The 23488-nt window shown below is 53.2% G+C and carries 28 protein-coding genes; 20 read left to right on the top strand and 8 right to left on the bottom strand.

The window, feature by feature from the left end; all coding sequences use genetic code 11:
- Positions 1-12 precede the first annotated feature (12 nt).
- A complete protein-coding gene (locus G7Y44_RS08230) occupies positions 13-1158 on the bottom strand; it encodes a sugar-transfer associated ATP-grasp domain-containing protein (protein WP_165248980.1) in 1146 nt (381 codons plus the stop codon).
- 198 nt (positions 1159-1356) lie between these two features.
- Here G7Y44_RS08230 and G7Y44_RS08225 point away from each other — a divergent pair, with 198 nt between their 5' ends.
- The 3 genes from G7Y44_RS08225 to G7Y44_RS08215 all read left to right on the top strand — a co-directional run bounded on the left by G7Y44_RS08225 (position 1357) and on the right by G7Y44_RS08215 (position 3795).
- Positions 1357-2577: an ATP-grasp domain-containing protein gene (locus G7Y44_RS08225; RefSeq protein WP_165248979.1), complete on the top strand. Its 1221-nt coding sequence runs from the start codon at positions 1357-1359 to the stop codon at positions 2575-2577.
- Positions 2578-2665: 88 nt separating this feature from the next.
- Positions 2666-3373, top strand: a complete 708-nt coding sequence (locus G7Y44_RS08220; protein ID WP_206214441.1) for a glycosyltransferase family 2 protein — start codon at positions 2666-2668, stop codon at positions 3371-3373.
- Positions 3370-3795 (top strand): DUF2304 domain-containing protein, encoded by a 426-nt coding sequence (locus G7Y44_RS08215; protein ID WP_241159229.1) that lies wholly within the window; start codon positions 3370-3372, stop codon positions 3793-3795. Before G7Y44_RS08220 ends, G7Y44_RS08215 begins: the two co-directional genes overlap by 4 nt.
- A gap of 392 nt (positions 3796-4187) precedes the next feature.
- Here the strand turns inward: G7Y44_RS08215 and G7Y44_RS08210 are convergent, their stop codons facing one another.
- Complete coding sequence (locus tag G7Y44_RS08210) at positions 4188-5720, bottom strand: ATP-binding protein (protein ID WP_165248977.1); 1533 nt, start codon at positions 5718-5720, stop codon at positions 4188-4190.
- Positions 5721-6053: 333 nt separating this feature from the next.
- On the opposite strand from G7Y44_RS08210, the gene G7Y44_RS08205 reads away from it, so the two are divergent.
- The 14 genes from G7Y44_RS08205 (at position 6054) to G7Y44_RS08140 (ending at position 16698) form a co-directional block, all read left to right on the top strand.
- Entirely contained in the window at positions 6054-6935 is an 882-nt protein-coding gene (locus tag G7Y44_RS08205; RefSeq protein ID WP_165248976.1) for an exodeoxyribonuclease III, read from the top strand.
- Positions 6936-7242: 307 nt separating this feature from the next.
- Positions 7243-8754, top strand: coding sequence for a cytochrome ubiquinol oxidase subunit I (locus tag G7Y44_RS08200; RefSeq protein WP_165248975.1), 1512 nt, complete (start codon positions 7243-7245; stop codon positions 8752-8754).
- 2 nt (positions 8755-8756) lie between these two features.
- Positions 8757-9782 (top strand): cytochrome d ubiquinol oxidase subunit II, encoded by a 1026-nt coding sequence (cydB, locus tag G7Y44_RS08195; protein WP_165248974.1) that lies wholly within the window; start codon positions 8757-8759, stop codon positions 9780-9782.
- Positions 9783-9976: 194 nt separating this feature from the next.
- Positions 9977-10147, top strand: a complete 171-nt coding sequence (locus G7Y44_RS08190; protein ID WP_165248973.1) for a hypothetical protein — start codon at positions 9977-9979, stop codon at positions 10145-10147.
- Positions 10148-10299: 152 nt separating this feature from the next.
- A complete protein-coding gene (folE, locus tag G7Y44_RS08185) occupies positions 10300-10863 on the top strand; it encodes a GTP cyclohydrolase I FolE (protein WP_165042804.1) in 564 nt (187 codons plus the stop codon).
- A gap of 92 nt (positions 10864-10955) precedes the next feature.
- Complete coding sequence (locus tag G7Y44_RS08180; RefSeq protein ID WP_165248972.1) at positions 10956-11225, top strand: ACT domain-containing protein; 270 nt, start codon at positions 10956-10958, stop codon at positions 11223-11225.
- Between the two features lie 274 nt (positions 11226-11499).
- Positions 11500-12705 (top strand): YkvI family membrane protein, encoded by a 1206-nt coding sequence (locus tag G7Y44_RS08175; protein WP_206214440.1) that lies wholly within the window; start codon positions 11500-11502, stop codon positions 12703-12705.
- A 174-nt stretch (positions 12706-12879) separates the two neighbouring features.
- Positions 12880-13473 carry a TetR/AcrR family transcriptional regulator gene (locus tag G7Y44_RS08170; protein WP_165248970.1) on the top strand — a complete coding sequence of 198 codons (594 nt, stop codon included), beginning with the start codon at positions 12880-12882 and terminating at the stop codon, positions 13471-13473.
- Between the two features lie 160 nt (positions 13474-13633).
- Positions 13634-13990 carry a hypothetical protein gene (locus tag G7Y44_RS08165; protein WP_165248968.1) on the top strand — a complete coding sequence of 119 codons (357 nt, stop codon included), beginning with the start codon at positions 13634-13636 and terminating at the stop codon, positions 13988-13990.
- A complete protein-coding gene (locus G7Y44_RS08160) occupies positions 13987-14400 on the top strand; it encodes a type II toxin-antitoxin system VapC family toxin (RefSeq protein WP_241159228.1) in 414 nt (137 codons plus the stop codon). Before G7Y44_RS08165 ends, G7Y44_RS08160 begins: the two co-directional genes overlap by 4 nt.
- Positions 14401-14623: 223 nt before the next feature.
- A complete protein-coding gene (locus G7Y44_RS08155) occupies positions 14624-14911 on the top strand; it encodes a nucleotidyltransferase family protein (RefSeq protein WP_165248966.1) in 288 nt (95 codons plus the stop codon).
- Positions 14904-15251: a HepT-like ribonuclease domain-containing protein gene (locus G7Y44_RS08150; RefSeq protein ID WP_165248964.1), complete on the top strand. Its 348-nt coding sequence runs from the start codon at positions 14904-14906 to the stop codon at positions 15249-15251. Before G7Y44_RS08155 ends, G7Y44_RS08150 begins: the two co-directional genes overlap by 8 nt.
- A gap of 256 nt (positions 15252-15507) precedes the next feature.
- Positions 15508-15909, top strand: coding sequence for a hypothetical protein (locus G7Y44_RS08145; RefSeq protein WP_165248926.1), 402 nt, complete (start codon positions 15508-15510; stop codon positions 15907-15909).
- 171 nt (positions 15910-16080) lie between these two features.
- Complete coding sequence (locus G7Y44_RS08140; protein WP_165248962.1) at positions 16081-16698, top strand: TetR/AcrR family transcriptional regulator; 618 nt, start codon at positions 16081-16083, stop codon at positions 16696-16698.
- 115 nt (positions 16699-16813) lie between these two features.
- On the opposite strand, the gene G7Y44_RS08135 is transcribed toward G7Y44_RS08140, so the two are convergent.
- Genes G7Y44_RS08135 through G7Y44_RS08125 form a run of 3 tightly spaced genes read right to left on the bottom strand, consistent with a single transcriptional unit; the run spans position 16814 to position 17723 of the window.
- Positions 16814-17038: a DUF3791 domain-containing protein gene (locus tag G7Y44_RS08135; protein WP_206214439.1), complete on the bottom strand. Its 225-nt coding sequence runs from the start codon at positions 17036-17038 to the stop codon at positions 16814-16816.
- A complete protein-coding gene (locus G7Y44_RS08130; RefSeq protein ID WP_165248960.1) occupies positions 17038-17511 on the bottom strand; it encodes a DUF3990 domain-containing protein in 474 nt (157 codons plus the stop codon). Before G7Y44_RS08130 ends, G7Y44_RS08135 begins: the two co-directional genes overlap by 1 nt.
- Positions 17508-17723, bottom strand: a complete 216-nt coding sequence (locus tag G7Y44_RS08125) for a DUF3791 domain-containing protein (RefSeq protein ID WP_165046074.1) — start codon at positions 17721-17723, stop codon at positions 17508-17510. The genes G7Y44_RS08130 and G7Y44_RS08125 overlap by 4 nt, the downstream gene beginning before the upstream one ends.
- A 287-nt stretch (positions 17724-18010) precedes the next feature.
- Between G7Y44_RS08125 and G7Y44_RS08120 the strand changes: the two genes are divergently transcribed.
- Together G7Y44_RS08120 and nrdD are read left to right on the top strand one after the other, a co-directional pair.
- Positions 18011-18994, top strand: a complete 984-nt coding sequence (locus tag G7Y44_RS08120; protein ID WP_165248958.1) for a DegV family protein — start codon at positions 18011-18013, stop codon at positions 18992-18994.
- Between the two features lie 280 nt (positions 18995-19274).
- Complete coding sequence (gene nrdD, locus G7Y44_RS08115; protein WP_241158226.1) at positions 19275-19658, top strand: anaerobic ribonucleoside-triphosphate reductase; 384 nt, start codon at positions 19275-19277, stop codon at positions 19656-19658.
- 164 nt (positions 19659-19822) lie between these two features.
- On the opposite strand, the gene mscL is transcribed toward nrdD, so the two are convergent.
- The 3 genes from mscL to G7Y44_RS08100 all read right to left on the bottom strand — a co-directional run bounded on the left by mscL (position 19823) and on the right by G7Y44_RS08100 (position 21207).
- The gene (gene mscL / locus G7Y44_RS08110) at positions 19823-20269 is read right to left on the bottom strand and encodes a large conductance mechanosensitive channel protein MscL (protein WP_165248956.1); all 447 of its coding nucleotides are present in this window, start codon (positions 20267-20269) and stop codon (positions 19823-19825) included.
- Positions 20270-20387: 118 nt separating this feature from the next.
- Entirely contained in the window at positions 20388-20885 is a 498-nt protein-coding gene (locus G7Y44_RS08105; RefSeq protein ID WP_165046071.1) for a hypothetical protein, read from the bottom strand.
- Between the two features lie 10 nt (positions 20886-20895).
- Complete coding sequence (locus G7Y44_RS08100) at positions 20896-21207, bottom strand: YbjQ family protein (protein ID WP_165046070.1); 312 nt, start codon at positions 21205-21207, stop codon at positions 20896-20898.
- 190 nt (positions 21208-21397) lie between these two features.
- Between G7Y44_RS08100 and G7Y44_RS08095 the strand changes: the two genes are divergently transcribed.
- Positions 21398-23449, top strand: coding sequence for a serine/threonine-protein kinase (locus tag G7Y44_RS08095; RefSeq protein ID WP_165248954.1), 2052 nt, complete (start codon positions 21398-21400; stop codon positions 23447-23449).
- Positions 23450-23488 lie beyond the last annotated feature (39 nt).

Raw genomic sequence — 23488 nt, 5'->3', positions numbered from 1 at the left:
TATGCTAGTGTCTTAGTGCCAGATGTTGTTTCGGTGAGCTTTTTGCTCGGCGGTAAGAGCGTTGATTTCTGCGATGCGGCTCTTGTAGTACGACGCCGTGCGCTCGTCGGTGAGCAGCGGCTGGAACACCTGGATGTATTTGATGCCTGAGTTTGAGTTGATCTCCATGATCTTTGGACCCTTGTCGGTTATTCCGATGTCAAACCCAAGATACTCGCATGCACCGAACTTCATACTCATGCGTTTCATGACATCAACCACCTCTGACCAGCAGTCGATGGTCAGATCGACGAGGGCATTGCTCGTGGGGTGTTGGGGGGCATTGATGACCTTGTTGGCGTAGACGATCGTGCCGTTCGAGATGTGGCCTGTATCCAGGTTAATCTTGGCGTTGTAGGAGAAGATATTGCTGTTGGTGGGCGGCACATAGTTAGGCTTGTGCCCATCTTCGTCTCCCCCCACGGCGAAGCGGATGTAGGCGGCGACGAGTTCTGGGTTAACGCCGCTTTCGTTAAGGACAATGGCTCGAATGGTGTGGATACGCGGGCTGATCTTCGCCAAGGGCTTTGCCGGGTGTAGGAACTCGGTGAAAACATAGTTCTTCATCTCTTGGAGTGACCGCACGAGCTCGTCTTCGGACACGGTCTTTCCGTCAAAAATGAAGGCGCCATCGACGAACTCCAGTTTGTGGAATCCGCAGGCAAGTGTTCCGTTGCAGGGTTTGGCGGCTACTTCACCCTTCTCCTTGAGGATAGCGATGAGTCCTGAAACGTCGGCTACTCCTTTGCTGTCCTGCAAGGGAAGGAAGCCTCGGGGGGTAGTGTAGTAGTAGTACTCGGGAAGATAGTGCTGCATATCGGTGCCCAGGAGCATAGCGTTGAGTGTGAGCTTGTCATTTATCCAAATTCGCTGCCAGTCGTTGAGCGGCCAGAGCTTCCAGTAGTCGTAGTCGGAAAGGTAATCTCCGATGTTTTCTGCGCTCAGCCCATAGGCACAAGCGGATTCGGCAAAGAAGCCGTTCTCGTGCGCCCATGAGAGGTATGTGGGATCGAACATCCCGCTGGCTATCTCGGCTTCTTTCATCTCGAGGAACTCTGCAGCCATTCGCTCGGTGAAGCCGTCGGCGAGAAGCGCCGAAAGAGTATTTTTATCGTACATGGAGTACCTTTCAGATATAGGAACTTTTCCGCTTACGAAGCGTTTTGTTCATGATAGTTGATGCGGTTGGGTTGTGAGTTGTGATTTGCTTCTTTGGCTGCTGGTTTTGGCGGGTGCAACGCATTGGGGATGTCTGCTGCCCTATAATTAATGCTGCAGCATGCTTGTAGCTGCTGACTTTGAGAGAAGAGGTTTGAATTGGATGACAGAAAGACACTGCTGCTGCTTGGCGGATCTCGACAGCAGGTTGTTGCCATTGAGGTGGCGAAGTCGTGCGGGTATCGCACGGTTCTCTGTGACTATCTCACCGACAACCCAGGTCAGCATTACGCTGACGTGTTTTATCTGGTCAGCACCACTGACAGGGATGCGGTTCTGGGGGTTGCGCGCAAGGAGCGCGTAGACGGAGTGATCGCGTACTCATCCGATCCTGCCTCTCCGACGGCGGCCTACGTTGCCGAACAGCTCGGCTTGCCGTCCAATCCTCTTGAGACGGTCGAGATAATGAGTTCGAAGAGCCTGTTCAGGGAGCATTTGACGCAAAATGGGTTTCCCTGTCCGAAGTCCTGCAGCTTCGACGCTGAGGAGGATGTCTGCCATGTGAGACGCCACATTGAGGCTCTCCGTCTGCCAGTGGTCGTGAAGCCCACCGACTCTTCGGGATCGAAAGGTGTCACGGTACTCCACAATCTTTCGAAGTTAAGCGAAGCGATCGATTATGCCCGATCCTATGGTCGAAACGGCATCGTTATCGTCGAGGAGTATATTAGTTATGGGTTTCCCCGCGTTGTCGGCGGTGACATTTTCGTCGTGGACGGCATCGTGAGGTTCTGGGGGCTTATGTCGTGTTTACGCGATTGCGGATCACCCCTTGTTCCCGTGGGCGAGCGGATGCCATCAGGGCTCACCTTCGAGCAATATCGTCGAACAAAAATGGTTCTACAAGAGCTTGTCACCTCGCTGGGTATTCGCTTTGGGGAGCTCAATGTTGAGGTAATCTACGGTGCCGATAATGAGCCGTATGTTTTGGAGTTGGGGAGCCGCGCAGGGGGGAATCTTATTCCTGTTCAGCTGTCCGATGCGAGTGGTGTCGATCTAGTCAAGGCCAATATCCGATGCGCTATGGGGGAGAATCCGGGTTTTATCGACTGGGAGTTCGGGCGGGTGCTCAATGCGACGTTCGTTCTGCATTCTACAGACAAGGGGCGCTATCGGGGCTACGAGCTTTCTGGAGTTGCCAAGGAGACCTTTTATCGCGAGGTCATGTATGTTGAGGCGGGAGATGTGGTCGATGCGTTCTCCAACGCAAACAAGGCGCTGGGTGTGCTGTTCTTTCGCTTCGAGTCAGAGGAGCAGCTCGAACATTTTACTGAACACTTCAGCGACTATGTTTCCGTGCTAGTGGAGACTGAAGACTGACTGGGCTTGCCGCGCTGATCGGGCTATCGCTTCGAGGTGCGCTATAATTGCAAGGATGTTTGACACCCGCGGGCGAAAGGAGATGGGTTTGAGAGCGCTCTGCGTCATACCGGCGTACAACGAGGAAGCCTCGCTGGAGAACACGGTAACCGACTTGCGTCGGCTCAACCCCGATGTCGACTTTCTTGTTGTGAACGACGGGTCGTCGGACTCGACGGCTGAGGTCTGCCGGCGCAACAAGTACCCATTTCTCGATCTGCCCATCAACCTGGGTCTCTCAGGGGCATTCCAAGCGGGCATGCGCTATGCGTATCGTTACGAATACGATTGCGTGGTGCAGTTCGACGCCGATGGCCAGCATTGCGCAGAGTACGTGGCAGCTCTCGTGGATGCGACGCGAAAGAGTGATATTGTAGTGGGATCCCGCTTCATCGTGGGCGAGCGACCACGATCGTTGCGTATGTTCGGCAGTATATTGATTGAGAAGGTCATCAAGCTTACCACGGGCACCACTATCAAAGACCCTACCTCGGGTATGCGCGCTTTCGGCAAACGGATGATCCCGCTGTTCTCGACGGAGCCGAACTTCGGCCCCGAGCCAGACACCATCTCTTATCTGATAAAGTGCGCGGGCGCGCGCGTTTGCGAGGTGCCTGTCGAGATGAGGGAGCGTTACGCGGGGCAGAGCTACCTCAATCTGAAGAGCTCGGTTCTCTATATGGCTCGCATGATTATGTCGATCCTATTCATTCAGTTCTTTCGCAAGGACCTTAGAGGTGGCGGTGATGCCCGATGATGACGCTGACATTGCGCGTTGTTTTGGTGATTGCCGCGCTTCTGGTTTTGATTCTTGTTCTGCGTAAGGTGCGCAATTCTCAGGTTCGCCTGGAGGATTCCCTGTTTTGGCTTATCCTGGCGCTTGCCCTTTTGGTCGTGAGCATCTTCCCGGGCATCTTCGAGTGGATGTCATCAGTGGCGGGTGTGTACGACCCGACAAACTTCGTCTTTCTCTTCTGTATCTTCGTCTTGTTGGTAAAGTGTCTCACTATGAACATCCGCATCTCCCAGCTCGACACACAGGTGAAGGAGCTAGCCCAGTATTTGGCGATTGAGAAGTTCGAGCGAAGACGACAGGACGAGACGACGATGTCCGAGCGAGGTGAACGGCTCGATCGCGGTGTCGATTCTCGTTCCGCAAGCGACTGCCCTGACGAGTAGATTGTAGATTGTAGCCAAATTGAACCCATGCGCAAGCGCATCAGCTAGGCAATTAGCAAGCCGCTTAGGCTGAGAGGGGCGCTCGGGACATTCACAGGCGACATATCCAGCGAAGGATTTTATCGCACAGAGCCTGCAGTTCACGGTCTTCGCCGAACACCTACGCGTTTCACGCACGCACCAAGAGAATAAGATGACCTTTGGCTGAAACGATCAAGCGACGTAACGTTGATAAAGAGATGATAAAGAAAAACGACGTCCATTATATCACGACAATTTGCAAAACGCCTGATAGAAGGCCTGCAGGCATTTTTGAGTCAATGTCATGAAGCCCAAAATGATTTTCAGTGATAAAGAGAAATTGCCCGATCGCCAAGCTATCTTCCATTACTTTATGCCCAATGAGGGATATATCGTTTGAACTTAGTTCCAGCGTTTTCATCTTCTTCTTTGATAAGCTCTTTCTCGCATGCTTCTCTGATTAGCCGTGAGATAGCCAAGGTATTCTTTCTTTCATTGTTCAGACCAAAGCGGCTGCGAAGGCTCTGATTCCCCATTGATTCGTCTTGTGCGTACATAAGGCAGGCGTGCCAGTAGAGGGCTTCCATGCGCTCGGTTTTTGTCATGCGATCGAAAGCCGAATCCGAATAGAGAGAAACGGTGGTTCCAAGGTCTTCGGTGCTGATAATTTTTGGAGCGGGCATAAATCGACTCTCGCACGCTTCAACCGCTCTGTCCCACCCAGTGCCTCCTTCTTCACAAAGATCCATTTGACGCAGCATGCGCACCAGTCCGTTATTTCGAGTTTTTGGTTGGGCATTGAGAATGCGGTCAGTGGGGATGAGGCACGATCCGGGATTACTAAACTCGATGCGGTTATCGTATATCTTTACTAGTGGGCCAGCGGTGGTAACGGTTGCGTCTTGATGGACGATAGCGTTAATGAGCAGTTCGCGAATGGCAGCTTGCGGATATGCGTATTGGATTTTTCGGAAAGCTCCCTCAGAGATCTCTTTTGCGGGTAATGAGGCCATAATGTAGCTTTCAGCTTGAGGAATTACCAGTGCATAGCCTTCGTCAAAGGTGCGGTCGGCGATGATGTTGAGGTTGCTTTTTCCCTCAAATCGGATTACTCGAAGCGGGCGTTTTCTCAACCCTGGGAAGCCGGACAGCTTCTTTGCAAGAAGGAGAGCACCTAAATTAGTTATCGCGTAGTTTCCATCATCTTGGTACTTGATAAGTTCTTGTTCTGCAAAGGGGATGAGTGCCGATGCTAAGTCGGTGGGTTGTTTGAGTCCGAGCAAATCGAAATACGCGTCAACGGCAAGAAGCTCGCGCACGTCTTTTGCTGGGATGTTTTCGATGGCAGTTTGGAATTCAAACGTTGCGCGTTGAAGTCTGCGCCATAACTCTTCTTCTTTAGCTGATCCGAGAGCAAGGCATGTGGTTGCGTTTCCCTCACGAATGTAGGCGGCGTTGTTGAAGCGTACAGGCTGTCCCGATGCTGCTCTCACTTTCAGGATGACAAAGCGCCTGTTGGTATCGTCGGTAACCTGGCTGAACTCGTAGTTTGCATTAGGAGTAAGGTGGCGGGTGAGCCAAACCAGCAGATCTTGATTTCCTTCTCCTTTGGCTCGAAGATAGTCGAAAGTGGTTCCAACCAGTGCATGATCGGAGTCGCGAACGCCCCATATTTTATAGCCGTAATCGTGTCCGCAAAAAGCAGCGGCATTGGCAAGGGCTGAGATATCACGGCCTGTCCGCTGAGGATCCTTGTTGTTTTCTTTGAATTCAAGCCATTCGGTTTCGGCCGGATAACCAACGAGGGAATAAACAAGATCCATTGAGTGCTGGTTGGGCATTTCGACTCCTTGGAATACGTGAGTTGATAAAGAGATGATAAAGAGGTGATAAAGAAAAATCAAGCCCTTTGTGTTGCAAGAATTTGAAAAATACCTGATAGAAAGCTCGCGGGCATTTTTGAATCAACGTCATGAACCCCAAGATGATTTTCAGTGATAAAGAGAAACTGTCAGCATGGACGTAAGTGGTATGAAGTTCCTGTACGTAGTCAGGCTCTTAAAGTGGAATCTGCATGACGCGTGCAACTAGTATTAAGTAAAGTACTATTTTGCTTACACTACAGTCTTTGACAACTGCTGTGTTTCCGTGCGCTACAATAGCGGCGTTTCACTGGGGATTGCCCGTAAAACGCTCGTGGGAGTGATAGCGAGTTCGGCTGGGAAGGGAAAGTTATCATGCGCTTCGTGTCGTGGAACGTGAACGGCTTGCGCGCCGTGCTGAAAAAAGGGTTCGAGGACGTGGTGAGCGCGTTTGATGCCGACATATTCGCGCTGCAGGAAACGAAGCTGCAGGCAGGTCAGGCTGCACCCGATTTGCCGGACTACTACGAGTTTTGGAGCTATGCTGAGCGCAAAGGTTACTCGGGTACGGCGGTGTTTTCCAAGCGGCTGCCCTTACAGGTGCTGCACGGGCTGGGTTTCCCGCATCTCGATACCGAAGGGCGCATTTGTGCGCTTGAATTCCCCGAGTTCTGGTTTGTATGCGTGTACACCCCAAATGCACAAAACGAGCTGGCACGCATTGATCATCGTATGGAATGGGACGATGCGTTTCGCGAGTTCTGTACGGGGCTTGAATCAGGAGTGTTGCCGGCGGGTGTGCCCGTAGAGCGCCCGGGCGAAGGACCGGCGGAGTTTGGGACGGGGCACGTGGATGTCGCGGTGCTTCCAACAACACAGCCCGGGGATGCAACGAATCCGAAACCGGTAGTCATGTGCGGCGACTTCAACGTGGCCCATCAGGAGATTGACCTGAAAAATCCTGGCCCCAATAGGGGAAACGCAGGGTTTTCCGACGAAGAGCGTGCCAAGTTCACCGCGCTATTAGATGCGGGATTCATCGATACGTTCCGCCTGACGCACGGCCAGGAAGAGGGTGCGTACTCGTGGTGGAGCTACCGTTTTAATGCGCGCAAGAACAACGCTGGATGGCGCATCGATTACTTCCTGGTAAGCGAGCAGCTACGCCAGCGTGTGCAGGCTGCCAGCATTTACCCAGAGGTGTTCGGCAGCGACCATTGTCCCGTGGGCCTTTCGCTGGACGAGTTTACTGAATAAGCAGTTCGCTTCATCGTTTTGCCAATTTCTCGTTCAATTTGCGTCAACGGATCTCGGGTGTGGATCTCAGGTGTCTCAAATAATGATGCGAAGCAACGTATGCGTTGTGAAACCAACGCAAAAAAGAAGGGTTCAATGGAGCGAACGAGGGTTGCATGGCGGGCAATAATGACACTCCGGTGTGCGTGTTGTGCCCGATAGAACAAATGCTACAAAATAACTAGCATATTGCGGATGCCCTCGATTCGCTGGTAGAATGAAACCGTAACGGTATTTCCATCTCGTAACAAATAGAAGGGGGTGTGCGATGGATCTGCTAACCGATGTTGCGCTGCTGTCCCGAATCCAGTTTGCTTTGACAGTTGCCTACCATTTCTTCTTCGTGCCGCTGTCCATTGGCCTTGGCTTGATTCTGGCCATCAACGCAACAAAGCATTATCGCGCCGTGAAGAGGGGTGACGCATCCGCCGAGCAGGAAGGCAATGCAGTTCGCTTCTGGGTGAAAATCTTCACGGCCACGTTCGCCATCGGTGTTGCCACAGGTATCACGATGGAGTTCTCGTTCGGCACGAACTGGGCTAACTACTCGCGCTTCGTGGGAGACATTTTCGGTGCGCCGCTGGCGGCCGAGGCGCTGTTCGCGTTCTTCCTGGAGTCGGTATTCCTGGGAGTGTTGCTGTTCGGTCGCAACCGCGTGTCGCTGAAGTTCTACACGGTGTCTGCCTGGCTTGTGTGGTTTGGCTCGTGCCTTTCTGCCCTGTGGATTCTCATTGCGAACTCGTGGATGCAAACGCCGGCCGGAGCCCAGCTTGCGGCTGACGGCAGCAAAGCGGTTATCACTGACTTTTTGGCCGCTGCGTTCAACCCGTCCATTCTGCCTCGCTACGCACATACGGTCATCGCGTTGCTGATCATGGGTGCGTTCGTTGCTATGGCTGTGGCGGCATGGTATCTGCTTCGTGGCAAGTTCAAGGAATTCGCTCTGAAGACCATGAAGATCGGTGCTGTGGTGGGCATTGTTGCCAGCTGCGCCATGATCTTTGCTGCTCATGCTTCCGCTGTGTTGGTGTGGGAAGAGCAGCCCACGAAAATGGCCATGATGGAAGGTATGTACGAAGACGAGATTCCGCCGCTGTATGCGTTCGGCTGGGTTGACGAGAACGGCGAGAAGGTTCTCGCGCCCTTTGCCATTCCCGGCGGCACGAGCTTTTTGGCTACGGGCACCTTCGATACCGAGTACCAGGGCCTAAATTCGCTCGCTGAAACCGAGAAGTACGGCGACATCAACCCGTCTGAGCTGCCAGTAAACCTTGTGTTCCAGAGCTATCACCTTATGGTGGCTATGTACGGCGCTATCATGCTGGTGGTTATTCTGGCCTTGGTGTTCACGCTGCGCGGCGGGAAGATTGCGAACATGAAGTGGCTGCAGCGCTTGATCGTTATCGGCCCCTTGTTCCCGTTTATTGCCATTCAAACCGGTTGGATTACCGCCGAGGTTGGTCGTCAGCCGTGGGTAGTGTATCCGTCCGTGAGTGGTCCTGACGGCGTGAGCCTGCTTACTAACGATGCCATTTCTCAATCGGTGTCGGCTCCTGAGCTGCTTATCACGCTGGCGCTGTTCATTGCCATCTATGCATTCTTGCTGATTGGCTGGATTCGTATTGTGAAGGGCTTTATCCAGAAGGGTCCCGTGGGCGATGAGGTCGCACCGGCGCAGGACATGACGCCGACGCGTGCGACTGTGTCTGCTGTACCGGCAACTGAGACCGCTTCTGCGTCTGCGGTCGAGACGGCTGACGCTTCTAAGGAAGGTGAGTAACCATGACGTTTCTTCAGATACTGTGGTTCATTCTCATCTTCGTATTGATCGCTGGATACTTCGTGCTGGATGGTTTTGACCTTGGTGCTGGCGTGCTGTATCCGGTGCTGGGGAAAAACGAGCGTGACAAGGCTGTGGTGCGCCGGGCTATTGGTCCGGTGTGGGACGGCAACGAGGTGTGGCTGCTTACGGCGGGCGGTGCGCTGTTCGCTGCATTCGCTCCGGCGTATGCCACCACGTTCTCGGGCTTTTACCTGGCGGTTATGCTGGTGCTGTTTGGCTTGATTGTTCGTGCGGTTTCTCTTGAGTATCGTGCGCACGACCCCAAATGGGCGCGTTTGTGGGATGTTCTGTTCACGGTTGGGTCGCTTTTGCCGGCGCTGCTTTTGGGCGTTGCGGTAGGCAACATCTACGCAGGCATTCCCATGGACGCCGCCGGCAACTACAGCGGTGTTCCGCTGTTGGGCCTGATCACGCCGTTCACGTTGTTGTGTGGTCTGCTCGGTTTGGCTATGTGCCTTGCTGCCGGTGCATCGTGGGTGGCGCTGAAAGCTCCGAAGCCCTCTGACATGCAGGACCGCGCCGCCAAGTTGCGCATGCCGCTGCAGATTGTTGCGCTGGTGTTGTTCGCTGCCGTTTCGGTGTACGCGTTGGTTATCGTGCAGCCTGAAATGGCTGCTCAACTGGGCGTTGTGCGCTGGGTGTTCGCTATTCTGTTCGTGGTTGCTGTGGTCGCGGCGATCATGGCAGGCAAGAAGAATTGCGACATCGGGTCGTTCGTGCTGCAATCTGCCGCTGCGGTGTGCCTAGTTGCGCTGCTTGCCGCGAGCATGTTCCCCAACTTGGTGGTTGCTTCCGCCGATAGCGTGGGCGCCTCCATTACCATTGCCTCTGCGGCATCATCTGAGCTGGCGCTGTCGTGGATGACGGGCATTGCTTGTGTGGGCGTGCCGCTGGTGCTTATTTACCACGTGATCATTTATCGCACGTTCCGTGGGCGCGTGGCCGACGACGAGCTGGATTACTAGGTGATTCACGAGGTGGCTCGATTGCGGAAGCACACAGCTTTCAAGCTGCTGAGGTGCCGGATGTGTCGGATGGCTTTTCAAAAAGCTATCGCAGCTTTGGTTATGGGTGCGTGATACGAGCTTATTGCGATGGCGCCGCGCGTTGCGGCGCCATCGCTGTGCGTTGGTGGAGTTCGACAATAGGGGGCTTGGTGATGAGAACCTACTTTGGGTGGATAGCCGCCATCTGTGCAGCACTGGTGATGTTCGCTGTGGGTATTACACTCGTAGGTTACAAGCCACTCAGTGTTGGGCGCGTGGCAACGATGCTTGTGCTGACCGTAGGCGCAATCGGATTCGCAGTGGCGTCGCGTCGCGTGCGCTGACGCTTAGGAAGTGAAACGATCGAGAAACCCGGGTGGCTCGAAATGGCCGACCAGGGTTGGGTGGGCCGAGCGGAAACGCCGTGGGGCTGTTGACAACCTTGGTATAGAATGTCCCAGGTAAGAACAGGCGCGTTTGAGTGGGGGTTTGTTACGTGGATACGGAAAAGATCGAACAAGGCGTGCGCCTGATTCTTGAAGGAATTGGAGAGGATCCGAATCGCGAAGGGTTGCTTAAAACCCCCGGCCGCGTGGCGCGCATGTACGAAGAGGTGTTTGCCGGCATGGAGCAGGACCCTGCCGTGCATTTCGAAACGACGTTTGACGAGCATCACGAGGAAATGGTGCTTGTTCGTGACATCCCTTTCTACTCGATGTGTGAGCATCATCTGGTGCCGTTTTTCGGCAAAGCACACGTAGCATACATTCCTGCGGCTGATGGGCGCATTTGCGGGCTGTCGAAGCTTGCACGCCTGGTTGACGTATACGCGCGCCGCCCGCAGGTGCAGGAACGTTTAACCAGCCAGATTGCTGATACGCTCATCGAGCAACTGCACCCCCAAGGTGTGATCGTTGTGCTCGAGGCTGAGCACATGTGTATGAGCATGCGTGGCGTGAAAAAGCCAGGCAGCAGCACAACCACCAGCGCAGTGCGCGGTGTGTTCGAGCGTAGTCAGAATACGCGGCAAGAAGCGCTACAGCTGATCTTTCGTCCGTAGTGTTCGCTTGATGGTGCGGTCGCGGCTGGGTCGCACGTGTAGCTGGCCGCTTCTGTATTACAATGCGGGAAACCTCGTGAAAGGACCTTCCAATGAAGTGTGTTATATCTGTTTTGGGGAAAGACCGTAGCGGCGTGGTTGCGGCTATTTCTACGGTGTTGGCTGAATGTGATGCGAACATCGACGACATCAGCCAAACCGTTCTTGATGACATCTTTAGCATGACCATGCTCACTACGCTGAACACCGACGTCGCCGATTTTAATACCGTGCAGGAACGTCTCGAAGAAGCCGGCGCGAAGTTGGGCATGCAGGTTATCATCCAACGCGAAGACGTGTTCCAATTCATGTACAAGATTTAATGAACATGGTAAAGTTATCACGATAGTGTTTCCAATTAGTTCAAGCAGTTTCTTCTAATATCGGCTATAACCTGGTGCTTCACCTCTTTCTTGGACAAAGAATGCAGACTTTTATGCATCTGCACTAAAATGAATAATCAGTGAACTAATCGCGATTATAGAAAATTCAGAGCGACCTTGATAGAATGCCGTTAGGTTCGTTGTTACTGACGTCAAAATCAACACCAAAACTCGCGAGCGCCCGTTACTGATTGTTACCGACAAGGAGGAAAAAATGGCAAGCCCGGGTGGTGGAATCTGCTGGCGCAAAGCTGCAATTCTTGCAGGCGCCATCATTGCGTTGGTGATAGGTTCTGGATTCGCTACAGGCCAAGAGCTTTTTCAGTACTTTACTGCATATGGATTGCAGTGCGTATTTGCAATCGCTGTGTTCGCGATCCTGTTCATTTACTACAACTTCAATTTCGCCAAAGTAGGCGCTGAGCAGCGTTACGAAGTTGGCAACGATGTGTTCAAGTATTTCTGCGGAAAGACTATCGGCACCGCATTCGATTATTACTCGACCTTGTTCTGCTACATGTCCTTCTTTGTTATGGTTGGAGGTGCGGCATCTACGCTGCATCAGGGGTTCGGTATCCCCGAATGGGTTGGCGGTGTCCTGCTTGCTGGATTGGTTATTCTGGTTGTGGCGGCAGGGTTAAACAAACTTGTCAACATTATCGGCGTGATCGGACCTATCAAGATAGGCTTCTTCGTTGTTGTGGGTATTGCTGTGCTTATTGTGGGCTGGCCTCATATATCTGAGGGTCTTGAAACCATCGCGAGCGGCACCTATCAGGGAGCGGAGGCGGGCCAGACTGTTACCAAAGCCGGTGGAAACTGGCTGATGTCCGGGTTATCCTATGCTGGCTTTGTCTTGCTGTGGTTCTCGAGCTTCACTACTTTGCTGGGCGCGAAAAACGAGCTTAAGAACCTGAAGGCTGGCATTATCATTGCAACGGTGACTATTTGCGCAGCTATCCTGATAATTGTTCTAGCTCAGATTGCTAACATCAACACCACTGATGGCACCAATTACGTGTGGAATGCAGCTATACCCAACCTCATTCTTGCGGAAAGCCTAAACCCCGCCCTTTCGGTTGTATATGCCGTCGTGGTGTTCGTCGGTATATGCGCAACCGCAGTGCCCTTGCTGTATAACCCCGTTGCTCGCTTCGCGAAGGAGGGGACTCGAAAGTTTCGCATTCTTGCAGTTGTGCTCGGTGTTTCGGGCCTTGTCATTGGCCTGTTCGTTCCGTATCGCATGCTCGTGAATGTCGTGTACGTTCTGAACGGGTACGTCGGCGCGGTGCTGCTGATTTTCATGGTTCGGAAGAACACTATGGATCGCAGGACGGTTTCGTCGCCTCGGCCGAACTACGATGTGTGGTATCTGATGAAGAACGGGACGCCTTTGCCTGCCGAAGAAGTTCCTCGATAACTTTTCGCCTTGGGTTCCCGTGGTTCCCCATTCTGTATCCCCCACGGAAACCCAATGGTTCCTCTCTCCTGGTGCCGCTGCAGTTTTCCCTTATCCCGCAGCGGCACCACTCACATAACCACAAGAAGACTCAGTACTTTTGTTAACCAAGCAATTTCAGGATAGCGAGAGTCTATGAGCACGTCATCTTCAGCTCCAAAATACCTCAAAGAGCAGATCATGCGGGCGTCCATCGTTTTAACCGCTACTGATATTTTGCTCAGGGAAGGGTCTGCCGCAGTAACGTACGACAGCGTTGCTAGGTTGGCACGAATTCCTCGATCCCAGATACAGTATTACTTCAGCTCCATCGATTGCCTTTTGCGTGAAGCGGCTAACTACATTGCGAACCTCATGCTCGAACAATCGGAAGAGGCTGTCTGCGAAGCTGAGAAAATGCAGACGGAAGAGATCAGGGAGGAAATTGTTGGTCTTCTGATCAAGACGTGTCTTCCCGAGAACGATTCTCTTCTGGTGGGCTATTACAAGCAAATGTTGCTCGCCGACGAAGAGCAGGCTTTAAACGAGGTTTCCCAAAAGAGACGGCACAAATTGAACCTGTTGGCCGAACGGCTTTTGAGCAAAGCGGGTATGAACGTTGATGCGTGTGTGCTGAGCATTCAGATCGATGGTGCGGTATTGCAAGCGATTTCCGAAGGAAGCAACCCAAGGGAGTCGGCCGCCCGTGTTGTGGAAAGGAACATCAACGACGGTAGCTTTTCAAAGTAACTGCAACACTCGGGGGCAGTTGCGCTGAGTATGAAAAGTTTCGCCCGCGAATAGTAACGCAGCTAGAGTTCCGCCTCATCGGCGAGGTGGATAAAGCCTTGTATTCTAGTTTATGGAAGGTATAATACATGCAAATTGCATGTATTAGAGGGAGGACATTATGCCGGCGTTGCAAGTAAGAGAATTCCCTGAAGACCTTTACGGGGAGTTGCGTGTTTTCGCAGCTCGCAATCATAGAAGTATCGCGCAACAAGTTGTCGCTTCAGTTGAACAAGTAATTCACGAATGCGATCAGGCGCAGCGTACCCCCGAGCAGCGACGGCCATTTACTGTCGAGTCTCTCGCAGAGCGCGAGGCTCGCAATACCAAACGTGAAGAAATACTTCGACGAGCTCGTGAGCGACAAAGCAAGCTACGTAGCGGTATTCCTGAACCGTCCATCATGCTTGCTAAGGCTCGTGCCGAGCGCGATGTGCGATTCGATGAACTCGCTGCTGCCGTAGCAGGAGAGAAATGATGATCGTGCTAGATGCGAATGCCGCCCTCGCCATGGTCATGGGAACGGAATATGGGGAAGCACTCAAGATACTGCGTTTAAAAGACGAAAGAATCGCAGCGCCAACACTGCTTGTTACTGAGGTTACCCATGCGCTCACAAAATACATGCGCGGAAAACATCTGACACCTGAAGAGGCAATTGATTGTGGGCGGGATGCTATTGCTCTTGTTGATGATTTTTACGACGATGGCAATCTTTGGGTTGAAGCTATGACTGAGTCGGTCAGGCTCGGTCATTCGTCCTATGATCTGTTCTACTTCGTGTTGGCACGCCGTTTGGGTGCCACTCTCTTCACTGTCGACAAAAAGCTTCAATCCCTCTGCACCGCTAACGGCGTGAATTGTCTCTGGTTGGATGCTGCTTTTTAGCCGAGTGCCAACGGTGTCCTTGTGGGCTGTTTCGTATATGTGGGGTGCATGTGTTAGGGGGAGACTCTGCTCTTTGACACACTTGAGCGGGTACGTCGTTTCGCTCCGGCAGCATTGAGTTTTCGACAGTGTTGGAACAGAATGCCAGCGTGACTGTTACGGTTACTTGCTGGGTCTATGCTAGAATGGGCACAAAGTAAGTGCTGTTCTTCGGGGAGTTTGTTTGCTTACACGTGATGACATAACTACTGCAGTGGCTCAGGTGGCTCCGAAGTACGGCGTTCGACGCGCCCATCTCTTTGGAAGTTACGCAAGGGGTGATGCCTGTGCCGAATCGGATGTCGATCTTGTAATCGAGCTTGAGAAGCCCCTCGGGTTCGCTCTCGGCGGGCTGTATCTTGATCTTGAGAAACAGCTCGGGTGTGATGTCGATATCATTTGTGGAGCCGATAGGCTGTATCCCTTTGTGCGCGAAGCATTCGAGCGGGACAAGGTGTCTGTCTATGGATGACAAAAGCGACATCAGTCCGTTTCTTGTGCAAGAAGTTCTCGTCAATGCGCGCATGATTGATAGCAGGATCAAGAGCGAGCGAATCGACGAAGATCTATTTTCGAAGTCCCCTTTTCATCAGGATCTGCTTACTATGCCGCTTTTGCGTATTTGTGAGCTTGTGAGCAATCATAAGGATGCATTTAAAGCGATCAATCCGTCTTATCCATGGGATGAAGTTGCTAAAATGCGCAGTAAGATCGCTCATCCGTATGGCGGCTTTGATTTCTATTTTGTTTGGACTGCGATAGTTGAAGATCTTCCCAGTCTTGTTTCCATTTGCGAAGACTATGTCTCGTAAAGGTTGTGGCAAGACAATCGAATGAGTCTCAAAATCAGTAATTAACCCGCTATTAGGGTACACCTACCTAAGCCCCTTGAAGGGGAATTTCAAAAAAGTGGTGTTAAACGATTCATAGTAATAGCCCGAATATTACTATGGCACGGTATGACTTCAAATAGTTGTGCAAGTGATATAAAAGATCCTGCAGTTGCACCAAAATGAATAATTGATGAACTAATCGCGATTATTGAAAATACAGATCGGCCTTGATAGAATGCCGCTTAGTTCGTTGGTTACTGACGTCAAAATCAACACCAAAGCTCGAGAGCGCCCGTTAACGACTGCTACCGATAAGGAGAAGAAGATGGTAAGCCCGGGTGGTGGAATCTGTTGGCGTAAGGCTGCAATTCTTGCAGGTGCCATTATTGCGTTGGTAATAGGCTCTGGATTCGCTACAGGCCAAGAGCTCTTTCAGTACGTTACTGCATACGGATTGCAGTGCATATTCGCGATCCTGTTCATTGGGTGCGTCGGTGCAGCGCTGCTGGCATTCATGGTTCGAAAGAACATCATGGATCGCAAGCCTAAGGTAGTCTCGTCGCCTCGGCCGAACTACGGTGTGTGGTACCTGATGAAGAACGGGACGCCTTTGCCTGACGAAGAAGTCTCCAGCTAATCCTCCGCATGGAGCTGCCGAGTTTCCCCATTTCACGCCCCCACGGCAGCTCTATGGTTCCTCTCCTGGTGCCGCTGCAGTTTACCCCTATCCCGCAGCGGCACCAGCGGCTTAACCGCAAGGAAGCTCAGTGCTTTTGTTAGCCACGTAATTTCAGGATAGCGGGAGTCTATGAGTACGTCATCTTCAGCTCCAGAATACCTCAAAGAGCAGATCATGCGGACAACCATTATCTTGACCGCTGCTGACATCATGCTTAAGGAAGGGCCTGCCAATGTGACGTACGATAGCGTTGCTAAGTTGGCGCGAATTCCTCGATCGCAGATACCGCACTACTTCAGCTCCATCGATCGGCTTTTGCACGAAGGTGCCAACTCCATTGTGAACCTCATGCTCAAACAGTCGGAAGAGGTGGTCCTTGAGGTTGAGAAGATGCATGCGGAAGAGATCAGGGAACGAATTGTTGACCTTCTCATAAGAACGTGCCTTCCTGATGACAACACTGTTTTGGTGGGCTATTACAAGCAGATGCTGCTTGCCGAGAAAGAAAAGCCCCTCAATGTGGTTTACCAAAAGAGGCGTCGCAAATTGAATCTGTTGATCGAAGAGCTTTTGAGCAAAGCAGGCATTGACATTGATGCGTGCATGCTGAGCATTCAAATTGACGGAGCGGTATTGCAAGCGATTTCCAAAGGAGAAAACCCAAGGGAGTCGGCCACCTGCGTTGTGGAGAGGTACATCAACGATTCGCTTTACTGCAACCAACCCCAAAGTACGCCTCCTCGATAAGGCGGATAAGGTCTTGTGCTCTCGTTTATGGAGGGTATAATACATGCAAAACGCATGCATTATAAGGAGTGAGCGGGATAAGGTGTCTATCTATGGATGACAGAAGCGAATGTCATCAGGTGTCTGACACATTTGGTCGCTCCCGTAGGATTTCCTCGGCCAAATACTCATCGCTTCGGCAATGCAAATCAGCGACTCCCTCTTGAATGAGAGGCATAGTTTCCGAGTTGTAGAAAATACTCAGGGCTTTTTGCGCGCTGACGTTTTCTTTTTCTGCAATCGTAGCGATGATGCGCGCATACTTCATTTGCAACACCGTCTGTTTACCTTCTGCGCTCATCACAGCTCCTTTGCGCCGATAAAACTGAGCAGAATATCAAGGGCTTTCTGGTTTCGAATACACAGTTGATCATTGGGTTTTTCGTACGCGAGACGTCCGAGCGCTTCTTGTTTGGTTATTTCGCCCGCGAAATATAAATCGACTGTGGTAAACACTCTGTCATTTGCGATGCCTCCAAAGACAATGTCCCAGTCGGTTTGATCGTCGTCTTTTCTGCAGCTCATTACGAAGTCAAGCCAATCTTCATCGTAAGCATCGAAACGAAGAACTTTGAATAATTCAACGGCCGCCTCGTCGAAGTTGTATTCGTTAAGGAATGCCGCTTTCTTTCGAAGGGTGAAACGCCTTGCGTAGCTTACTGCCTGTTCGCGCATCGTGGTAACGTAAAATCCGCGGCCAAAATCGAGGTTGTTCCTCGAATGGACTGTGTCGGGGCTTTCTACTACGTAGGGGGATGCATGGTAGACCCTCATGCTATCAGCCCCTTTTCGTGCATGTATTCAACAAGATCATCCATGAGGTATTCCTTGCCAAATGTATGAAGTACGTCATACGCTTCGATGATGTAGCCGTCAAGAATCCCGCTCGTGGCGAGCATGTTGTATATTTCGGACTGAGATAGACCGAGACGTTTGGAGAGATTTCCTATACAGTATGTGACGAACTCAATTTGTTCGATGGACATAGCAGCCTCTTTTCATGTGCTTTTATGCATTGTAGCAGCAGCGTTCTGTTCTTGTCGGTGCCAACTGATTGACGAAATTGTCGCACCAAGGTTTCCCTAGCGCCTTTAGGGCGGTTCTCAGAAGATCGAGTGCTATTGCGTGCAGTTTCTTCGTTTCTTTTTGAAGCTAAATCAACAGTGCGAAAGAACGCGTATGATGACGAAATAGTTTGATAGTCAAACTAATTATTCGTCAAGCGTGCGAGGCAAGTTTCTGATTCGCGCGCCTAAATTGAAAGGATCCGAACATGACTGTTCGTTTTGTGATTGACTCGGCATCGGACATGGTTGAGCTGGCGTGTCCGTGCCAAGAAGCGACCCTCGGAAGCGATATGCTTGCGGGAGATGGTGCGCGTGCGCCCCGAGCCGATGACGTGCTGGCGGGAGATGGTGCACGTGCGCCCCGAGCCGACGAAGTAGTCGGTGATGCATTCTTGCCATTGACGGTAGCGTTTTGCGATGAGCAGGGTAATCGCGAAGAATATCTCGACGGGATTACGTTGTCGCATGCTGAGTTCTACGAGAAGCTTATCGAAAGCGATGAGCTGCCGAAAACGAGCCAAGTTGTTCCCTATGCGTTCGAAGAGGTGTTCGAACGCATAGTTTCCGCAGGTGACACAGCTGTTGTTGTTACTATATCTGGGAAGCTGTCGGGCACGTATGAAAGCGCGTGTGCTGCAGCGCATGGATATGAGGGTAAGGTCTTCGTGGTGGATAGCGAGAGCGCAACCATCGGCGAGCGCATTCTCATTGAACGGGGCATGCACCTGCGTGATCAGGGCATGGATGCCGCCGATATCGCTTGCGCGCTCGACCGCGAAAAGCGCAACATATGCGTTCTTGGCTTGCTCGACACGCTTGAGTACCTGCGCCGCGGCGGACGCATTTCTGCAGCGGTTGCGACGGCGGGCACGCTGCTTTCCATCAAACCGGTGATCACCATTGAGGATGGCGAGGTTGTGCTGCTTGGCAAGGCACGCGGCAGCAAGAAGGGCAACAACTTGCTGATCCAAGCGATCGAGAAAGTGGGCGGCGTCGACTTCTCGAAACCGTACGCGTTGGCGTACTCGGGCCTGAACGATGACCTTATTCGCAAGTATATGCAGGACAGTCGTCATCTGTGGGCTGATCATGTGGAAGATTTGCCCATTCGCACCGTTGGCAGTGCTATTGGCACGCACGTGGGACCTGGTGCTATCGCAGTCGCCTTCTTCGCGAAGGGAAGGGAATAGCGCGAGGTAGTCGTGCGGTTCTGACGATGCGGAGCGTGTAACGCTGGCTAAACGTGTTGGTAGTGTGTGATCCACAATATATGGGAGTCTATCTTGCTGTGCCCTACATTTTCTGGTAGGATTGCCTCGAGCTTGAAAATGCTACTTAATTTGTAGCATATCCGAGACATTTGACAAGTTCGCAGTGGGAATTTGCTGCGAACAAAAAATGATTACAACGTTGCCGCAGCACCTGTAAGCCAATGTGTTGTGGCGGCGAGATGAAGCGAAGGAGGCTGTCATGGCAACGGCGGTGTTGGAGCGAAACCAGGTTCAGCAGAATCTTCAGCAAGATCAGAAGCCCTTGCAGGACGTTTTCATGGTGAGGGATGTGTCCGTGAAGGTGAACTACGCTCACGATACCGATGTGCGCGTAACCGAGCAGGAAGTTCGCGCATATATCGAGCGCGGCAATCGGCGCAACCCCAACAGTACCGTGTCGGGTTTGACGCTCGATGTCGATGGCGAGGATGTGGGCATCTTCTACGAGTACAATGCGGTGCCGTTCGACCGCATCCGTCGCATTACCGGATATCTGGTGGGAACGCTCGATCGCTTCAACGACGGCAAGCGTGCCGAAGAGCACGACCGCGTAAAGCATGGCGTCCCCCAGTGCTGCCGTTAAGAGGTACCGCCTGAAACGACGCCAAGCGTTGCGCGTTCTCTAACTCGGATGCGTAGCGTGCTACCATAGACATTCCCAGAGCAACAGGAGACCCCGTAACTCGCCAAGCGAGCTGCGGGGTCTCCGACGTTGAAGCAAAAGCTGATGCAGTGCCAGTGGTATCGTTACTCTCCAGCAGGCGTGTCGAATGCGCCGGCGCAGTGGGGGCAGCGGGTTGCCCCGGCCTTCACTTCTTCCAGGCAGAAGGGGCAGGTGGGTGCTACGGGCTCTTCCGCACATTCGTCTTCGCCGCCGCGATGGGCCAGTTTGTTGCCCATGTTCTGCAGGTTGTTAATGCCTTTCACCAGGAAGAACACGACCAATGCCACAATAAGGAAGTTAATGATGGCGCTTAAGAACGCTCCGAAGTCGATGTTGGTGCCAGGAACCACCAATCCCGAAATGGAGTCTGCTCCGCCACCGGCGATGACGGCGATCAGCGGGTTGATGATGCTGTCGGTCAACGATGTGACGATACCCGTGAACGCGCCGCCGATAATGACGCCAATGGCCAAGTCCATCACATTGCCGCGGTTGATAAATTCCTTAAACTCGCCCAAGAGCCCTTTCATGTGCTAATCTCCTGTCCTTCCCGCCCACACTCCGTGCAGGCTCTCGTTCCATATTCAACAACGCGCGTTTCCCGTTTCGTGGGGCGAAGTGACAAACGCACGCTTGTGTTCGCAGATTCTACTGCAAGAACTCCCCGGTTTCCACATCCATGAAGGTGGAAAGTTGCAGCGAAGGCGCGGCTTCGTTCGTGTCGTTCGTTTTGTTTGCGCCAGTCGTGCCGTTTGCGCTGTTCGTTGCAGTCGTTTCGGCCGCTTCGGCTTTATTTCCAATACCATTGGGGTTTTCGGGGAAGATGAGCTTGAATGGAAGATCGGCGTAGTTTCCGTTCTTCGTGCGGCGAAGCATGCCGTGCTCCTTGAAGAATGCGAGCACGTTGCGGTGCCGGGGCTCGTCGTCGCGGTTTACGTATAGCGCGATAGTGCCCTTTGCGGCATTGCGGTAGCGTGCTTCAGCGACAATGCCCCGCTCAACGGCTTCCTTGCACAGGGCGGCCGCCGTATCACAATCGGAGAACGAAACCTCCCACTTGCCAACTTTTTCCTTAATGAAGGCACTGTCGGCATCATCGGCGGCGATGCGCGTCCACACCTTGTCCTTGACTACTTTGATTCCCATGCGGTGCCGCCTACACGAACTTCACGGCGGTGCCGTAGCACAGCATCTCGATGGTTCCTTCGGCCACGGATTCGCTGGAGAAACGAACGGCGACTACTGCGTTTGCGCCCATCGTTTGGGCGGCGGCGACCATACGGTCTTCGGCGATCTGGCGCGACTCGTTGGTCATGTCAGTGTACGTTTGTATCTCGCCACCGACCATGCTCTTGAACCCCGCCATCATGTCGCGGCCGACGTTTCTCGACGTGACAATGTTTCCGCGAACCAAGCCCAGAACCTGAACAGCCTGACCGGGCAGGACGTCTGCAGTGGTAACGATCATGAGAACCCCTTTCATTTGGTGGTTGAAGGCGTATTGGCCTTAATCAGTATTTCCCAAGTATAGCGAGCATGTAAGTTGTGGCGAAGCGGGGCAGAAAAGCTCCGAAAAAGCAAGACGGCTTTACTCGGTGTTTTCCTGGGGACAATGCCCGCCGTGCCAGCGCGTTCTCAGATGCCGCTATAATGGGCGCATGAAAGGCAAGAAGCTCATACTCGATCGCTATCGGCCCGTCGAACAGGCGGGTGCGGGTGGTTTTGGCACGGTGGTGAAGGCGTGGGACACGCGCATTCAGCGCTACGTTGCTATCAAGACCATTCAACTGAGCGAACGCGATGCGGCTGGTGTTCATGAGCTGAACCATCCATCGCTTCCAGCTGAGTCGGCGTTTCCGGCCGACCCTGAGTTTTTAGATGCTCGTTCAGCGCGTTTGCGTTCGACGGATACTCATGAATCCGACCTTCCTGACTCGACGCCACTCGTGCGGGAGCTTGCCAACCTGCCCGGTTTGGACGAAGCGCGCACGGCGGCAATGCTCGAGGATCCCAACATTGTTTCCGTGCATGATTTTGAAGTGCGCGATTCCACTGCGTATTTGATCATGGAATACGTTGAGGGCATGTCGCTGTCGAAGCTGTTGCATGAGTATGATAGCCAGCTCACGCTGAACCAGATAGCGGCAGTGTTCGAAGGAGTGGCGCACGCGCTTTGCGTGGCGCACGCCAACGGTGTTCTACACCTGGACATCAAGCCCGACAATGTGCTCATCGACGTAAAGGGACAGGTGAAGGTGACCGACTTCGGTCTTGCCACGCTTGCTGATGAAACAGGGGTGGGCTATGCCGGAGGCGGAACCATCGGGTACATGCCGCCCGAGCAGATCGACCGGCAGCCGCTCGATGAGCGCTGCGACGAATGGGCGCTGGCGGCGGTTACGTACGAGATGCTTTCCGGCGAAAACCCCTTCCGGGTGCGATCGTTGGAGCATGCGGCGGCTGCCATTGTTGACGCCGAGCTTGTGCTGCCTTCGCTATGTTGGGACGATCTTAACGAAGAAGCCGATAACGTGCTATTCGACGCGCTCGACCCTGATGCTGACGCGCGTTTTGCTACGGTGGAGGAATTCGCCGACGAGTATTTGCCATACCTGGGCGATGTCGAGTGCGGGATAGCTGAACTCGCTTCGGTGGTGAGTTGTGGCGATTTCGAAGACCCCGATGACGAAGACGAGTGGGGCTCAGGCGAAGTGTCACCGCACACTCGGTTTGTCGACCGCCTTCGCGACATAATCCCAGCGTCGCAAGCGCTTTCCCGTCACGTATCGCCTCGTGCGCTTTCCGCACTTGCTCATGGCGTTGGTTGTGTGGGCAGTGCCATTGTGTCGTGGATTGCGCTGTCGGGTATTGCCCCGCTGGTTGCGGGCGGGTCCGCTGCTGGGGCGAGCGCTGGGGCGGGCGCTGCGAGCACGGTTGCGTTCGTTGGCGCCAACCCGTGGCTGGTGGTACCCCTTGTTGTGGTCGCGCTGCTGGGGTTGGTGGTACCGCACGTTGGTGCACTTGCAAGCCTTGAGATGCTTGCTGTAGCGCTTGTGGTGCAGGGGCAACCTGCTGCAGGCGTGCTGTTCGCGGCGGTTACTGCGGCGTGGTGGTATTTCGCAGGTAAGGCGTCGAAGGGAAGTGCGAACGTCGCGTTTTCTCCGGTGCTTGCGGGCGCTGTTGGCTTGGGGCAGGTGGCGCCTTTGGTTGCCGGGTTTAGTCTTCCGCCGATGCGCGCCCTGGCTGCCACAGTGTATTCCCTGGTTGTTGCACTGGTGCTGTCAGCGTGCGGTCCAGAGCTGGGGCCCGGCTCGCTGGCAGGGATCGGATCGCTGTCGGGGTGGGACATTTCCCTGTGTTTGAGCGCTGACGGTTTCGCGAACATGCAGGAGGTGGCCGTGCGCGTGCTCGTTTCTCCGCAGTTTTGGTGCACTGCCGCAAGCTGGTTGGCTGCGTCATTTTTACTGGCGCTGTTCCGCCGTCGTCAAACGAGGGCATTTGCCGTTGCAGGTGTTGCTGTTTCTGGGGTGGTAATTGTCGCCGGTTTGATTGGCGGCGCCTGGATGGCAAGCGGCGGTGTGTCGCTTGTACCCGCGCCTGCCGATTGCGCTCTGGCATTCGCCTCCATCGCGGCGATGTTCCTGTGCTGCCTGTTCGTTCCCTCGAAGCATGATGCGCACGGCGGTGTATACTTTGCAGATGCTTCGTAAGAAGCATTCGTTGGACAACGTTGAACAACAGGTAAAGGA

The organism is Adlercreutzia sp. ZJ141, assembly GCF_011038965.1.
Taxonomy (GTDB): Bacteria; Actinomycetota; Coriobacteriia; order Coriobacteriales; family Eggerthellaceae; genus ZJ141.
Note: the sequence above shows the minus strand (reverse complement) of the source record. Positions and strands in the feature narration are given on the sequence as shown.

Coding starts and splice junctions, on each gene's coding strand:
- G7Y44_RS08120 (WP_165248958.1), top strand. CDS start 18,011: ATGACTGTTCGTTTTGTGATTGACTCGGCATCGGACATGGTTGAGCTG.
- G7Y44_RS08130 (WP_165248960.1), bottom strand. CDS start 17,511: ATGAGGGTCTACCATGCATCCCCCTACGTAGTAGAAAGCCCCGACACA.
- G7Y44_RS08215 (WP_241159229.1), top strand. CDS start 3,370: ATGATGACGCTGACATTGCGCGTTGTTTTGGTGATTGCCGCGCTTCTG.
- G7Y44_RS08150 (WP_165248964.1), top strand. CDS start 14,904: ATGGATGACAAAAGCGACATCAGTCCGTTTCTTGTGCAAGAAGTTCTC.
- G7Y44_RS08135 (WP_206214439.1), bottom strand. CDS start 17,038: ATGAGCGCAGAAGGTAAACAGACGGTGTTGCAAATGAAGTATGCGCGC.
- nrdD (WP_241158226.1), top strand. CDS start 19,275: ATGGCAACGGCGGTGTTGGAGCGAAACCAGGTTCAGCAGAATCTTCAG.
- G7Y44_RS08170 (WP_165248970.1), top strand. CDS start 12,880: ATGAGCACGTCATCTTCAGCTCCAAAATACCTCAAAGAGCAGATCATG.
- G7Y44_RS08180 (WP_165248972.1), top strand. CDS start 10,956: ATGAAGTGTGTTATATCTGTTTTGGGGAAAGACCGTAGCGGCGTGGTT.
- G7Y44_RS08100 (WP_165046070.1), bottom strand. CDS start 21,207: ATGATCGTTACCACTGCAGACGTCCTGCCCGGTCAGGCTGTTCAGGTT.
- G7Y44_RS08205 (WP_165248976.1), top strand. CDS start 6,054: ATGCGCTTCGTGTCGTGGAACGTGAACGGCTTGCGCGCCGTGCTGAAA.
- G7Y44_RS08095 (WP_165248954.1), top strand. CDS start 21,398: ATGAAAGGCAAGAAGCTCATACTCGATCGCTATCGGCCCGTCGAACAG.
- G7Y44_RS08160 (WP_241159228.1), top strand. CDS start 13,987: ATGATGATCGTGCTAGATGCGAATGCCGCCCTCGCCATGGTCATGGGA.
- mscL (WP_165248956.1), bottom strand. CDS start 20,269: ATGAAAGGGCTCTTGGGCGAGTTTAAGGAATTTATCAACCGCGGCAAT.
- G7Y44_RS08230 (WP_165248980.1), bottom strand. CDS start 1,158: ATGTACGATAAAAATACTCTTTCGGCGCTTCTCGCCGACGGCTTCACC.
- cydB (WP_165248974.1), top strand. CDS start 8,757: ATGACGTTTCTTCAGATACTGTGGTTCATTCTCATCTTCGTATTGATC.
- G7Y44_RS08105 (WP_165046071.1), bottom strand. CDS start 20,885: ATGGGAATCAAAGTAGTCAAGGACAAGGTGTGGACGCGCATCGCCGCC.
- G7Y44_RS08200 (WP_165248975.1), top strand. CDS start 7,243: ATGGATCTGCTAACCGATGTTGCGCTGCTGTCCCGAATCCAGTTTGCT.
- G7Y44_RS08145 (WP_165248926.1), top strand. CDS start 15,508: ATGCCGCTTAGTTCGTTGGTTACTGACGTCAAAATCAACACCAAAGCT.
- G7Y44_RS08165 (WP_165248968.1), top strand. CDS start 13,634: ATGCCGGCGTTGCAAGTAAGAGAATTCCCTGAAGACCTTTACGGGGAG.
- G7Y44_RS08190 (WP_165248973.1), top strand. CDS start 9,977: ATGAGAACCTACTTTGGGTGGATAGCCGCCATCTGTGCAGCACTGGTG.
- G7Y44_RS08125 (WP_165046074.1), bottom strand. CDS start 17,723: ATGTCCATCGAACAAATTGAGTTCGTCACATACTGTATAGGAAATCTC.
- G7Y44_RS08175 (WP_206214440.1), top strand. CDS start 11,500: ATGGCAAGCCCGGGTGGTGGAATCTGCTGGCGCAAAGCTGCAATTCTT.
- G7Y44_RS08140 (WP_165248962.1), top strand. CDS start 16,081: ATGAGTACGTCATCTTCAGCTCCAGAATACCTCAAAGAGCAGATCATG.